The 13,592-nt window shown below is 57.4% G+C and carries 9 protein-coding genes; 4 read left to right on the top strand and 5 right to left on the bottom strand.

The genetic code is table 11. The annotated features are described in order from the left end of the window. Positions 1-78 precede the first annotated feature (78 nt). Genes CIK92_RS07265 through CIK92_RS07275 form a run of 3 tightly spaced genes read left to right on the top strand, consistent with a single transcriptional unit; the run spans position 79 to position 3,775 of the window. A complete protein-coding gene (locus tag CIK92_RS07265) occupies positions 79-1,563 on the top strand; it encodes a glycoside hydrolase family 28 protein (protein WP_094388642.1) in 1,485 nt (494 codons plus the stop codon). 19 nt (positions 1,564-1,582) lie between these two features. Beyond that, a complete protein-coding gene (locus CIK92_RS07270; RefSeq protein ID WP_094388643.1) occupies positions 1,583-2,239 on the top strand; it encodes a glycosyl hydrolase family 28 protein in 657 nt (218 codons plus the stop codon). Between the two features lie 24 nt (positions 2,240-2,263). Continuing rightward, positions 2,264-3,775, top strand: a complete 1,512-nt coding sequence (locus CIK92_RS07275) for a glycoside hydrolase family 28 protein (protein ID WP_094388644.1) — start codon at positions 2,264-2,266, stop codon at positions 3,773-3,775. 481 nt (positions 3,776-4,256) lie between these two features. Here CIK92_RS07275 and CIK92_RS07280 read toward each other — a convergent pair whose 3' ends face one another. From CIK92_RS07280 to CIK92_RS07290, 3 genes are read right to left on the bottom strand one after another with little or no spacing between them, the layout of a single operon-like run. Further along, a complete protein-coding gene (locus CIK92_RS07280) occupies positions 4,257-5,705 on the bottom strand; it encodes a sodium:solute symporter (protein ID WP_094388645.1) in 1,449 nt (482 codons plus the stop codon). A gap of 6 nt (positions 5,706-5,711) precedes the next feature. Then, the gene (gene mfd / locus CIK92_RS07285) at positions 5,712-9,176 is read right to left on the bottom strand and encodes a transcription-repair coupling factor (protein ID WP_094388646.1); all 3,465 of its coding nucleotides are present in this window, start codon (positions 9,174-9,176) and stop codon (positions 5,712-5,714) included. A gap of 36 nt (positions 9,177-9,212) precedes the next feature. After that, positions 9,213-9,965, bottom strand: coding sequence for a polyprenol monophosphomannose synthase (locus tag CIK92_RS07290; protein ID WP_094388647.1), 753 nt, complete (start codon positions 9,963-9,965; stop codon positions 9,213-9,215). Between the two features lie 26 nt (positions 9,966-9,991). Between CIK92_RS07290 and CIK92_RS07295 the strand changes: the two genes are divergently transcribed. Continuing rightward, positions 9,992-10,528, top strand: coding sequence for a hypothetical protein (locus CIK92_RS07295; protein WP_144289371.1), 537 nt, complete (start codon positions 9,992-9,994; stop codon positions 10,526-10,528). Between the two features lie 43 nt (positions 10,529-10,571). Here the strand turns inward: CIK92_RS07295 and CIK92_RS07300 are convergent, their stop codons facing one another. Both CIK92_RS07300 and CIK92_RS07305 read right to left on the bottom strand, forming a co-directional pair. Next, entirely contained in the window at positions 10,572-12,053 is a 1,482-nt protein-coding gene (locus tag CIK92_RS07300) for an NADH-quinone oxidoreductase subunit N (RefSeq protein ID WP_094387391.1), read from the bottom strand. A 34-nt stretch (positions 12,054-12,087) separates the two neighbouring features. Continuing rightward, positions 12,088-13,590: a NuoM family protein gene (locus CIK92_RS07305; RefSeq protein ID WP_094388649.1), complete on the bottom strand. Its 1,503-nt coding sequence runs from the start codon at positions 13,588-13,590 to the stop codon at positions 12,088-12,090. Positions 13,591-13,592 lie beyond the last annotated feature (2 nt).

Genomic DNA, 13,592 nt, shown 5'->3' on the forward strand with positions numbered 1-13,592 from the left:
TTAATTTTGTAGGCGTAAAGAAATCTAACAATCACCACTCGCGGCCATGTTGCGGCGAGAATCATAACTATCTACGACATGAGAACTATTACTAAAAGTCTGCTCTGTGTGCTCTGCACACTCCTGAGCGTCACAGCCAATGCCGGGGACTATCGCGTTACCGACTTCGGAGCCAAAGCCGACGGCATCACGCTCAACACCAACATCATCCAGCATGCCATCGACCACGTGAGCAGCCACGGAGGCGGCAACCTGGTGTTTACGCCGGGCCGTTACCTTACGGGCACCATCTATCTGAAGTCTGATGTCACGCTGATGCTTGAAAACGGCGCCGAACTGCTGGGCTCTACCAATCCCTGGGACTATGACAAGAGTCCCGTGGTCAACTGGCAGTCGCTCATCTTTGCCTTCGGACAGAAGAACATCGCCATCCGTGGCAAGGGAACCATCAACGGACAGGGCGCACAGACCGCCTACAACCAGGTGGATATCATCAACCGCGGACTCTACGACGATGCGCTGCGCAACGGCCGCCCCTATGAGGGCAACCGCCCGCAGAACATCTATTTCCGTGAGTGCGACAACGTGGTGGTCGAGGGCATCACCCTGCGCGACCCCGCCAGCTGGAACCAGACCTACGACCAGTGCCGCAATCTGCTGGTCGAGGGCATCACCGTAGACAGCAAGTCGTACTGGAACAACGACGGCATAGACGTCGTAGACTGCGACGGAGTGGTGATACGCCACTGCACCATCGACGCTGCCGACGACGTGTTCTGCTTCAAGTCCCACTCTGCCGACCACATCTGCCAGAACGTGGTGGTCGAAGACTGTGTGGGCCGCTCCAGTGCCAACGGTCTGAAGTTTGGCACCGTATCACGCGGAGGTTTCCGCAACTTCAAAGTCAAGAATCTTACCATCTATAACACGTATCGCTCTGCCATCACCTTCGCTACTGTCGATGGAGGTATCATCGACAATATCGAGGTCGATGGCGTGCGGTCCATCAACACCGGCAACGTAATCTTCCTGCGTACCGGCGAGCGATGGAACAAGGGCAAGCGCCCATCCATGAGCAACATTACCATCCGCAATGTCTATGCTGAGATACCCTCTTTCAAGCCCGACGCTGGCTACAGCTATGAAGGACCGGTAGAGGATATGCCGCGCAACATCTCGCCGGCCAGTATAGTGGGCATCCCCACCTGCAAAATCAAGAACGTGACGCTGCAGAACATCGAGATAGTCACCCCCGGCGGCGGCAACCCGCTCTTCGCCTACCGCGGCACCACGGCCAAAGACCTCGACAGCATCCCCGAGATGATTAAGTCTTACCCCGAGTTCTCCCAGTTCAAGGAGCTGCCCGCATGGGGCTTCTATCTGCGCCATGCCGAGAATGTCACCTTCGACAACATCATCTTCCGAGCCCTCAAGCACGACTACCGTCCGGCTATCGTTGCCGACGACGTCAAGGGGCTGACTCTGAAAGACATGCAGTACATAGAGCCCGACAGCAAGGGCAAGGTACAGGAAGTGCTATACCACTCTACACGCAACAAGTAACACCTAAACCATAACTATTATGAACAAGATAAAGACTCTGCTCTGCGCCACCCTGCTGGCCCTGACTTCCATCTCGGCCATGGCCAAAGACTATCAGGCTGTAGCCTTCGGCGTGAAGAGCGACGGAGTGACCAACAACACCCGATCCATACAGCATGCCATAGACTATATCTCTGCCCAAGGCGGCGGACGCCTCGTCTTCTATGTAGGCCGCTACCTCACCGGAAGCATCGAGCTCAAATCGGGCGTCACCCTCGTGATACACGAAGGAGCCGTGCTCATGGCCTCTCCCTCGGTCTACGACCATAAGGGCAGCCCCCGCCGCGCACTCATCCATGCCCAGGGACAGCACGACATAGCCATCACCGGCAAGGGCATCATCGACGGCAACAGCCGCGCGCTCATCGCCGACATTGCCGAGCAGACCGCTCGCGGATACGCCGACGCCAATGCCGAGGTGCCTGCCCTCATCGCCCTCGACCGCTGCAAAGGCGTGCAGACAAGCGGCGTCCCCCTGCAGAACTATGCCTGCCCGCCACTGCAGTTTGACCACTGCCACAATGTCCAGGTCACAGCCGTGACCCTGGGTCTCTCCGACGCCGCCATGCCTCTCTATGAGGCCAAGGAGTGTGGAAAGATGACTGTCAAAGACTGTCTTACACAGCCCCGTTATTAACCTACTACCCAACAGCATAAAACTATGAGCAAGATAAGACATTTGATACTGGCAGCGCTGATGACCATCGCCGCCGCCAACGTCGCCGCCAAAGACTACCAGATGACCCTCTTCGGCATCAAGAGCGACGGAACCACCATGAACACCCGCTCCATCCAGAAGGCGATAGACTATATCGCACAGCAGGGCGGTGGCAGACTCGTATTCACCGTAGGCCGCTACCTCACAGGCAGCATCCACATGCGGTCCAACGTCACCCTGCACCTCAGTGAAGGCGCCATACTCGTGGGGTCGACCAATCCCTACGACTACGACATGGAGCTCAACTCTTGGTACGGACTCATCCTCGCCAACAAGCAAGACAACATAGCCATCACCGGCAAGGGAGTAATCGAGGGACAGGGCCGCGCGCTCGCCAACAACTTCCTGGCACAGGCGTGCAACGGCATCATCAACGACCCGCTCAAGCTGGGCCGCGTGGCCAACCGCCCAAAGCTCATCTATTTCCGTGAGTGCAACCATGTCACCGTCAAGAACATTACGCTGCAGAATCCGGCCTTCTGGACCCAGACCTACGACCAGTGCACCAACCTCGTCATCGATGGCATCACCGTGCACAGCCGCGCCTATTGGAACAACGACGGTATGGACATCGTAGACTGCAACGGAGCGCTAATCCAGAACTGCTACGTCGACGCCACCGACGACGCCATCTGCCTCAAGTCGCACGATGCCAAGAGCCTCTGCCAGAACATCACCGTGCGCAACAACAAGGCTTGCTCGAGCGCCAGCGGCATCAAGTTTGGCACCGCATCGGTAGGCGGCTTCAAGAACATACGCATCGTCAACAACACCATCTTCGACACCTTCCGCTCGGCCATCACCATACAAGCGGTGGACGGCGGACACGTGGAGAACATCATCGTAGACAGTCTGCGCTCCATCAACACCGGCAACCCCATCTATCTCGTTGTGGGCCAGCGGCGTGGCGATGCCCATGAACTCATCGAGGTCAACGACGACACCAACAAGCCCGGCCGCAGCCGTATGGACAATGTGCATATCTCCAACGTATATGCCGAGGTGCCCGGCACCAAGCCCGATGCCGGATACGAGTATGAGGGTCCTACCGAGGACAACCCACGCAACATCTCGCCCTCGGCCATCGTAGGACTTGAGAACAACCACATCACCAATGTGAGCATCGAGAATGTGGAGATAGTCTACCCCGGCGGAGGCGACCCCAACTACGCCCGCGTGGGAACCGACGAACTCGACAAGGTGCCCGAGATGCCTCGCGCCTATCCTGAGTTCTCCCAGCACAAGGAGCTGCCCGCCTGGGGCTTCTACGTGCGCCACGCCGACGGAGTGACCTTCCGCAACGTGCGCCTTACCGCCCGCAAGGCCGACTACCGCCCAGCCATCGTCCTCGACGACGTAAACCGCGGCTCATTCACCAAAATCAAGGTGGCCGAGCCAAAAGCCGGAAAGAAACAGCAGATATTCGCCCACAACTCCAAGCAGATTAAGAAGTAACTTAAGACCATAGCTATCACAGTCAGCCATCCGCCCGGCAACGGGAGAATGGCTGACTTTTGTTTTCGCACCACTGCCCTGCCCCATCGCGGTCGCGGCGGCAAGCCCTGCCACCTTCCGACACCACTGACAGACCGACACAAGCAATACTGCCAGACCACCGCGCAACCCACAGCAATACGAGAGGACATCGCCACACCCGCAAAAGCTATTGACAGCCACCATATTCACCACCATGGCTGCTTCGTACCTTATGTTACGTAGGCTCGTATCGTATGTCACGTGGGCCCGTGACTTCCGACACGTACTCACGTGACATACGATACGAGCCGCCAAAGGCCATCAGCACATCGGTGCATCTGACCGAGACGGAGACGGTGCTGGCTGCGACCGAGGCTGCGGCAAAGAAGAGGGCTGGACTCCATGTGAGAAGTCCAGCCCTGGTTATGGTAAGGCCGTTGCCTGTGGCAGTAAGGCTGGTCTATGCTTGCAGCCCGGTCGTGGGGTGAGGTTGGGCGTCGCCCTTGCGGCTCACCGCCCACATGCCGGCAAAGGTGAGGAGGCCGTTGAGCATCAGCAGCTCGTAGCCGAAGTGATAACCGCAGAGGGCGGTGGTGGCGGTGTCTATGCCAAAGCAGATGAGGGGCGAGGCGACGGCAATATAGGGCACACAGCGGTCGCGCACCGTGCGGCGGGTGAGCAGCGCAAAGCCAAACATGCCGAGCAGCGGACCATAGGTATATGAACACATGACGTAGATAGCGTCGAGCAGACTGGTGTTGTTGAACACGCGGAAGAGCAGGATGAAGAGGGCGAAGACCACAGCCATACCCACGTGAACACGATGGCGCAGGCGCTCGTCGTTGGCCCGCCCGCGTATGTCTACACAGAACGAGGTGGTAAGCGAGGTGAGGGCCGAGTCGGCACTGGAGAACGACGCCGCCACGATGCCGATGGTGAAGAACACGACCACCGCCATGCCCAGCTCTCCCGAGGCGGCAAAGGCAGGAAGCAGCTGGTCGCCCGAGGCATCGACGCCCGTGCGCTGGGCAAGCATCATGAGCAGCACGCCCAGGGAGAGAAACAGCGCATTGGCGGGCAGAAACGCCACGCCATAGCTGCACATGTCCTTCTGCGCCTCGCGCAGCGTCTTGCAGGTCAGGTTCTTCTGCATCATGTCCTGATCGAGTCCGGTCATCACCACCACGATGAACACACCGCTGAAGAACTGCTTCCAGAAGTTCTGCCGCGACACCCAGTCGTCGAAGACAAACACGCGGCTGTGGCCGCTGTCCATCACAGCGCCCATCGCCTGGCCGAGGCTCATGTCGAGGGCATCGGTGACATGGACGATGATGAGTATCAGGGCGGCAAACATGCAGAGGGTCTGGAACGTATCGGTCCACACCAGTGTCTTCACTCCGCCACGGCGCGTGTAGAGCCATATCGGCACCACCAGCAGCGGCACGGTGATGTAGAAGGGTATGCCCATGCTGTCGAAGACAAACTCCTGGAGGATGATGCACACCACATAGAAACGGGCGGCGGCGCCGGTCATCTTGGACAGCAGGAAGAACGAAGCCCCGGAGAGGTAGGAGCAGCGCCCCAGCCTCAGACTGAGGTAGGTGTAGATGGTGGTGAGGTCGTAGCGGTAGTAGATGGGCAACAGCACAAAAGCCACGACAATGTAGCCCAGGATAAAGCCCATGCAGGTCTGCAGATAGGTCATGTCGCTGGCGCCCACCATGCCGGGTACTGAGACAAAGGTAACGCCGGAGATGGAGGCGCCCACCATGCCAAACGCCACCATGTACCAGGGCGAACGGCGGTTGGCGCGAAAGAATGTGTCATTGCTCGAGCCGCGCGTGGTGAGCCGGCTGAAGGCCAGCAGCAGCCCGAAATAGATCAAGACCGAAAAGAGTATAATCATAATGTGTCAAGCGTTGAATGAGGTGGGCGTCTGGCTGTCTATCTCGCGCAGCAGAGCCACGGCATCGCCCACGGTGGCTATCTGCGCCACGTGCATGAGCCGTCGGCCCTTGACCTCCTTGAGCTCGCAGCGCCGCGGGTTGGCAGCCATGTAGTTGATGGCTTTGCCAAAGGCAGTGCTCTTGTAGTAGACGCTGTCTGGGTTGCCCACAAACTGAAGCGTCATGCGGCCCTGACGCAGGATAATCTTCTCGAAGCCAAGCCGCTTGCCCAGCCGGCGCAACGCCACGACCTGCAAGAGCTCCTCGCCCTCGTGGGGGATGGGTCCGAAGCGGTCGATGAGCCTCTGGCGATAAGCGTCGAGCTCGCGGTCGTCGGTAATGTTGTCGAGCTCGCGGTAGAGCAGCATCCTCTCGCTCGAGCCGGGCACATAGGTGTCGGGGAAGTACATCTCGAGGTCGCTCTCCACGGCACAGTCGTCGACAAACTCGCCGCTGATGTCGCGGCCGGCAGCCATCTCGTCGGCATAGATGTCCTGGAACTCATCGTTCTTGAGTTCGGTGACCGCCTGGGAAAGTATCTTCTGATACATTTCATACCCAAGGTCCTCCATGAAACCGCTCTGCTCGGCACCCAGCAGATTGCCGGCGCCGCGGATATCCAGGTCTTGCATGGCGAGGTTGAAACCACTGCCCAGTTCAGAGAAATTCTCAAGCGCTTCAAGCCGGCGGCGCGCGTCGGGCTTGAGCAGCGATTTGGGGGGAGCCAGCAGATAGCAGAAGGCCTTGCGGTTGCTTCGGCCTACCCTTCCGCGCATCTGGTGCAGGTCTGAGAGACCAAAGCGGTGGGCATCGTTGATGATGATGGTATTGGCATTGGATATATCGATGCCGTTCTCGACGATGGTGGTAGAGAGCAGCACGTCGTAGTCGTAGTTGATAAATCCCATGATGACCTGCTCGAGCTCGTCGGGCGGCATCTGGCCGTGGCCGATAGCCACACGGCAGTCGGGCACATACTTGTGGATGAGGTTGGCTATCTCGGGTAGATTGGAGATGCGGTCGTTGACGAAGAACACCTGTCCGTTGCGGCTCATCTCAAAGTTGATGGCTTCGGCGATGACCTCGTGGCCATAGGTGTCGACCTCGGTATGCACGGGATAACGGTTGGGCGGCGGTGTGCGCATCACGCTCATGTCGCGGGCACCCATGAGCGAGAACTGCAGGGTACGGGGAATGGGGGTGGCCGACATGGTGAGCGTATCGACATTGGTCTTCATGGTGCGCAGCTTCTCCTTGGTCGAGACGCCAAACTTCTGCTCCTCGTCGATGATGAGCAGACCCAGGTCTTTCCACTTGACGGTCTTGCTGATGAGCTTGTGGGTGCCCACGAGGATGTCTATCTTGCCGTCGGCCAGGTCTTTCAGCACCTGGGTGGTCTGGCGCGCCGTGCGGGCACGGCTGAGATAGTCTACGCGCACGGGGAAGTTCTTCAGACGGTTGCGGAAGGTCTGGTAGTGCTGGAAGGCGAGCACGGTGGTAGGTACCATCACCGCCACTTGCTTAGAGTCGCACGCGGCCTTAAAGGCAGCGCGCACGGCGACCTCGGTCTTGCCGAAGCCCACATCTCCGCAGACGAGGCGGTCCATGGGGCGGGCACGCTCCATATCGGCCTTCACCTCCTGGGTGGCTCGCAGCTGGTCGGGGGTATCTTCGTAGAGGAAGCTGGCCTCGAGCTCGTGCTGCATGAAGGAGTCGGCGCTGAAGGGGAAGCCCTTCTCGTGACGGCGACGGGCATAGAGCTTGATGAGGTCACGGGCAATATCCTTGATGCGCTTCTTGGTGCGCTCCTTGAGACGGTCCCAGGCGCCGGTGCCCAACGTGGAGAGGCGGGGTGGCTCTCCGGTGTCCTGGCGGCGGTACTTGCTGATTTTATAGAGCGAGTGGATGGAGACATCGACCTTGTCGTTGTGCTGGTAGATGATGCGTATCACCTCCTGATAACTGTCGCCCACGGGCACGCGCACCAGGCCGCCAAACTTGCCGATGCCGAGGTCGACATGGACAATGAAGTCGCCAGGCTCGAGCTCGTAGAGCTCCTTCATGGTAAGCGCCATCTTGCCGGAACGGGCGCGGTCGCTGCGGAGGCTGTACTTGTGGAAACGGTCGAATATCTGGTGGTCGGTGAAGCAGCAGATGCGCAGCGCATTGTCGGCAAAACCGCTATGGAGGGCCTTGTCGACGCCCTCGAAGTCGATGCCGGTACGCTGGGCGTCAAGGTGGGAGCGCTCGCGGTCGCTGCCCATCTCGGCGAAGATTTCGCGCAGACGCTGTTGCTGCTTGGCGCTGTCGGCAAGGATAAAGAGGCGGTAGCCCTGGAGCAGATAGTCTTCGAGCGACTGGCGCAGGAGGTCGAAATTCTTATGGAAGAGGGGTTGCGGGGTGATGTTCATGGCGATGGTAGCCGTGGCGCCAGACTGGGCATCGGCATGGGCGCCCACATTCATGCCAAACCACACGTGGCGGAGGCGTGCCTGAAGGGTGTCGTACTGCGACGGCGGACAGAGAGCCCACTCGCGCCGCATCTCGCGCTCTATCTGCTGGCGCTCCATCTCGGTGGCGCCCTCAAGCCGCTCGGTGAGAGCCTGGGAGGAGAAACCCTCGCTATAAACGCGCGCCACCACGCTGCCCACGTAGTCGAAGTCGGGGGCAACGAGCAGCGTATCGTCGGGCACGAACTGCAGGAAGGACACGCGCTCGGTGGCAGTCTGGGCAAGTTCGGGCAGGATGTCTATCTCGGACTTGCGGTCCTTGGACAACTGGTCCTCGACCTCAAAGGTACGGATGGTATCAATCTCGTCGCCGAAGAAGTCGACGCGGTAGGGATACTCGCTCGAGTAGGAATAGATGTCGATGATGCTGCCGCGCTGGGCGTACTGACCTGGCTCATAGACATAGTCGACCATCTCGAACCCCAGGTCGCGCAGGCGATGGGCGACATCGGTGATGTCGATGGTCTGACCCGTGGTGAGATGGATGCGGTGGTCGTCGATGTTCTGCTGCGACGCCACCATCTCGGCCAGAGCCTCTGGGTGGGTGACCACATAGAGCACGTCGCCACTGCTGCGCGAGCTGAGACGGCCGAGCACCTCGGTGCGCAATATCTCGTTGGCGGCATCGCGCTGGCCGTGGCGCACGGAGCGCCGATAGCTCGAGGGGAAAAAGAGCACGCGCTCCTGGCCCATAATCTGAGTAAGGTCGTGGTAGAAATAGCCCGCCTCGTCGGCATCGGGGAGGATAAAGACCACGGGGACGGCCACTCTGTCGGCCACCGAGGCAAAGAGCAAAGGCGTGGCCGACGCCTGTGCACCTTGTATATAGATATGGCGGGTGGCAGGTTCGGCCAAAACCTTAACGAGCGCACCCGCTTGCGGGCACGCTCCGTAGAGTCTGCTTAAATCTTCTATCGTCATAGGCGTGAAATCGCTTCACTCAAAGAGAGGGATGGCTCAGGCTTTGGGTAAGGCGGCATAATGGCGGAACCAGCCGTCCCAACGGAGACGCATCACACCAAAGAAAGCCTCACCGAAGATGCCGCCGCTCATCTTGCTGACACCCTCGCGACGGTTGACAAAGATGACGGGCACCTCTTTGATTTTGAACCCTATCTTGTAAGCGGTAAACTTCATCTCAATCTGGAAGCCGTAGCCCTTGAAGCGTATCTCGTCGAGGGGGATGGTGGCAAGCACACGGCGGCGATAGCACTTGAAGCCGGCGGTGGTGTCGTGGACCTTGAAGCCGGTGACCATGCGCACGTACTTGGACGCGAAATAGCTCATCAGCACGCGCCCGATGGGCCAGTTGACGACATTGACACCGCTCACATAGCGCGAACCGATAGCTACATCGTAGCCCTCGTCATGACAGGCAGAGTAGAGGCGTGGCAGGTCGGCAGGGTCGTGACTGAAGTCGGCATCCATCTCGAAGATGTAGTCGTAATTGTGCTCAAGCGACCACTTGAAACCGGTGATATAGGCGGTGCCGAGTCCGAGTTTGCCGCTGCGCTCGATGAGAAACAGGCGGTCGCCAAACTCGTCGGCCATAAGGCGCTTGACTATCTGGGCAGTACCATCGGGGCTGCCGTCGTCGATGACCAAGATGTGAAAACACTTGTCCAAGGAGAAAACCGCACGAACGATTTTCTCCATATTTTCCTTCTCGTTGTATGTAGGAATAATTACAATACTATCGCTGGTATTCATACCTCTCCATTTTTCTTACAAAGATAGTGCAAGTCGAAGACAATGCAAAGAAAAACACGAAGTTTTTTTCGTTTTGCATGGTTAAGACGCCGCCTATCTTATCCAAAGTAGTGCAAGTCGAAGACAATGCAAAGAAAAACACGAAGTTTTTTTCGTTTTGCATGGTTAAGACGCCGCCTATCTTGACTAAAGATGGTACAAAGGGAACAAAACTGAAAAGAAAGCACATTGACATTGCAGCTGTGGCCTCTGTCGCTGCGATAAACGAGGGCGTGAGAAAACTACGGATAGTGGGTGCCACTCTCCCGCTCACGGAAACAAACCTGGAGGAGATGACATCTGCGGTGATTTCAAGGTTTGAAACGAGGAATGCAAACTCGGAAATGAATATGGCAAACCATGATTTCTGCATTTCAAGCCGCAGACCCGACTCAGAGTGGCTCGCAGCGGGGTTGCAGATGGCGAGCGGGCGGATGGGCGTCGTGGAGAAACTGACGGCGCAGGCGGAGAAGCAGAAAAAAGAACAGGGAATAAGCGGTAAGATACCGACTTATCCCCTGTAGATATTATTAAGTTAGATTTAGTATATCTTGCTCTCTTGCTGCGTTATGCCAGAGCTATCCATTCGTAGATGAATGAGCATACACCGAAGAGCAGCACACCTGTGGTACAAACGGCGAGGGCGAGCTTGGTGCTCGTGGCGCTCTGGAATGTAGGCAGAGGATGCTCGTTGGGCTTGATGTACATAGCCTTGACGATGAGCAGATAGTAGTAGAGAGATATCACGGTGTTGACCAGCGCGATGAATACCACGATGTAGGCCAGCGCTCCGGTGGTGGTGGCCAAGTCGGCGCCCTTGACAGCTGCCATGAAGACGAAGAACTTGGAGAACATACCAGCGAAGGGAGGAATACCACCCAGGGAGAACAGGGCGAGGGTCATGAGGAAGGCCAGACGCGGATTGGTCTGATAGAGTCCGTTGTAGCTTTCCATATCTACCACGCCGTTGTTGTGCTCCTCGATAGACGAGATGATGGTGAACACAGCCATATTGGCTACCACGTAGATGAGCACGTAGAAGCTGAGGGCGTAGACCGATGTGGCCTGGTTGCCCACGATGGCGAGCACGATGTAACCTGCCTGAGAGATAGAGCTGAACGCCATGAAGCGCTTCAGGTCGCTCTGATGGATGGCGAAAAGGTTGGCCACGGTGATAGACAGCACGATGACAATGAAGAGCATGTACTGCCAGTACTCGACCATGGGACCGAAGACCTTCATCAGCACGGTGCAGAGCGTGAAGGCTGCGGCTCCCTTAGAGATAACCGACAGATAGCCGGTAACGGTGGTGGGAGCGCCCTGGTAAGAGTCGGCTGTCCAGAAGTGGAAGGGCACGAGAGAAATCTTGAAGCCCAGACCGCTGACGAAGAACACCAGACCCACGATGACCATAGGAGTGGCAGAGAGTCGCATCACTACGTCGTCGAAGTAGAGTGTGCCTACAGCGCCATAGAGCAGGCTGATACCATAGAGCATCACGCCGCTCGAGAAGGTGGCGGTGAGGATGAACTTGGCACCTGCCTCGGCTGAGTTGTGGCGGTACTTGTCGAACGCCACCAAGCAGGCCATGGGCACCGAAGCCAGCTCAAGACCCAGGAAGAACAGCAGGAAGTGGTTGGCACTTACCATCATGTTCATACCCAAGAGGGTGGCGAGGGTGAGCATGTAGAACTCGCCCTCCTTGAAGAAGGTATCGGGGCGGCGCATCCACTCGCGGCTCTGGATGAGCACGATGAGTGTGCCGAAGGCGAGGATGCTCTTGATGATACCGATAGAGGGTGTGGTATAATACATGCCGCCAAAGGTAACGGCAGACTCTACGGGAGCGAGATTGAGCAGGGTGTGGGCAAGCATGAGCACACACACCAGCGGACCAAACCATGCACGGGGAGCCTTGAAGTCGGCGCCAGCCTGTACATCGGCTACACGCGGGGCAGTAAAGAAGTCTGCAATGAAGACGATTACCAGAACAGCCATAAGGCTTACTTCGGGCATCATATGTAAAAACTGACTATAATCAATATTCATTTCTTTTAGATACTTAATCGTTAGACATTACAGTTTACTGGGCTATCGCAACAAAGTTGCCGATATGCTGGATGATAGGGCCTACTGCATCGTAGATAATCTCCTGTGCCCAGAAAGGCGCAGTACCGAGACCGGCTACGCAGAAGATAAGTCCACCCACAGCCAAGCGCTCGTCCCAAGTAGCATCGGTGAGCTTGAGGAACTCGGGGTTGGGTATCTTCTGGAATAGAATCTTGCCCACAACGCGCAGGATGTACACGGCTGTCACTACGATAGAGGTACAAGCCACGATGGTACATACACGGTGGAAGGTATCGGCGTTCTGGAACGAACCTACGAAGATGGTCATCTCGGCCACGAAGCCAGAGAAACCGGGGAGACCCAGGTTGGCCAAACCTGCCACTACATAGGAAACGGCGAGGAAAGGCACTACCTTCATCAGTCCGCCGAGATAGCGCACGTCGCGAGTGCCGGCACGGTGGTAAATCATACCGATGACAGCAAAGAAGAGGGCTGTCATCAGACCGTGGGACAACATCTGGATAACGGCACCGGTGATGGCGGTCTGGGTTACCATGCAGAGGGCGAAGAGCACCATACCACAGTGGGATACCGAGCTATAGGCATTGATGTACTTGAGGTCGGTCTGCACACAGGCTGAGAGCGCTCCATATACCACAGAGATGGTGGTGAGGATGAGGAACACAGGTGCCCAGGTGTCGAGAGCGGAAGGCATGAGATACATCGCAATGCGGAAGCAGCCGTAGCCACCGAGCTTCATCAGCACACCGGCGTGGAGCATAGACACGGCGGTAGGGGCGCTGGCATGACCGTCGGGCGACCATGTGTGGAATGGGAAGAGGGCTCCCAGCACGCCGAAACCGATGAAAAGCAAGGGGAAGAAGATGTTCTGCACATTCTCGGGGATATTGGCCATAGCCGCAATCTCATTGATGTTCATCGTGGTGGCTCCACTGAAGAAGTAGATGGCCAGGATGCCGATGATGAGCAGCGCCGAACCACCCATAAGCATCAGGGTGAGCTTCATGGCGGCATACTCCTTGGCGCCTGTACCCCATACTCCGATAAGCAGATACATAGGGATGAGGGCTACCTCGTAGAACATGAACATGGTGAACATATCTACAGAGATGAAGAAGCCGAACACACCGGTGCTGAGCAGGGTGAACCAGAGGAAGTATTCCTTGTGGTTGGACATGGCCTGCCAAGAGGCAAAGGTTCCGGTGAAGACAATGATGGCCGACAGCAGGAGCATCACGACCGAGATGCCATCGACGCCTACGCTGTAGGCGATATGGAGCGAGGGGAACCATGCCACGCTGTAGGTGAACAGCATGGGATCGGTGTTACCGGCATGGCGCATCTGTATAAAAGTAACGGTAAGCCAGATGGCCAGGACCAACAGGGCGCTGGCACCTGCTACCATTACGCCACGTACCTGAGCCAGGTTCTTGGAAAACCAGAGCCCGAGGAGCATCAGGACGGGGATAACTACGAATAATGTTAATATACTCATAA

The sequence above is a fragment of the Prevotella sp. P4-67 genome, assembly GCF_002251325.1.
Lineage (GTDB): Bacteria > Bacteroidota > Bacteroidia > Bacteroidales > Bacteroidaceae > Prevotella.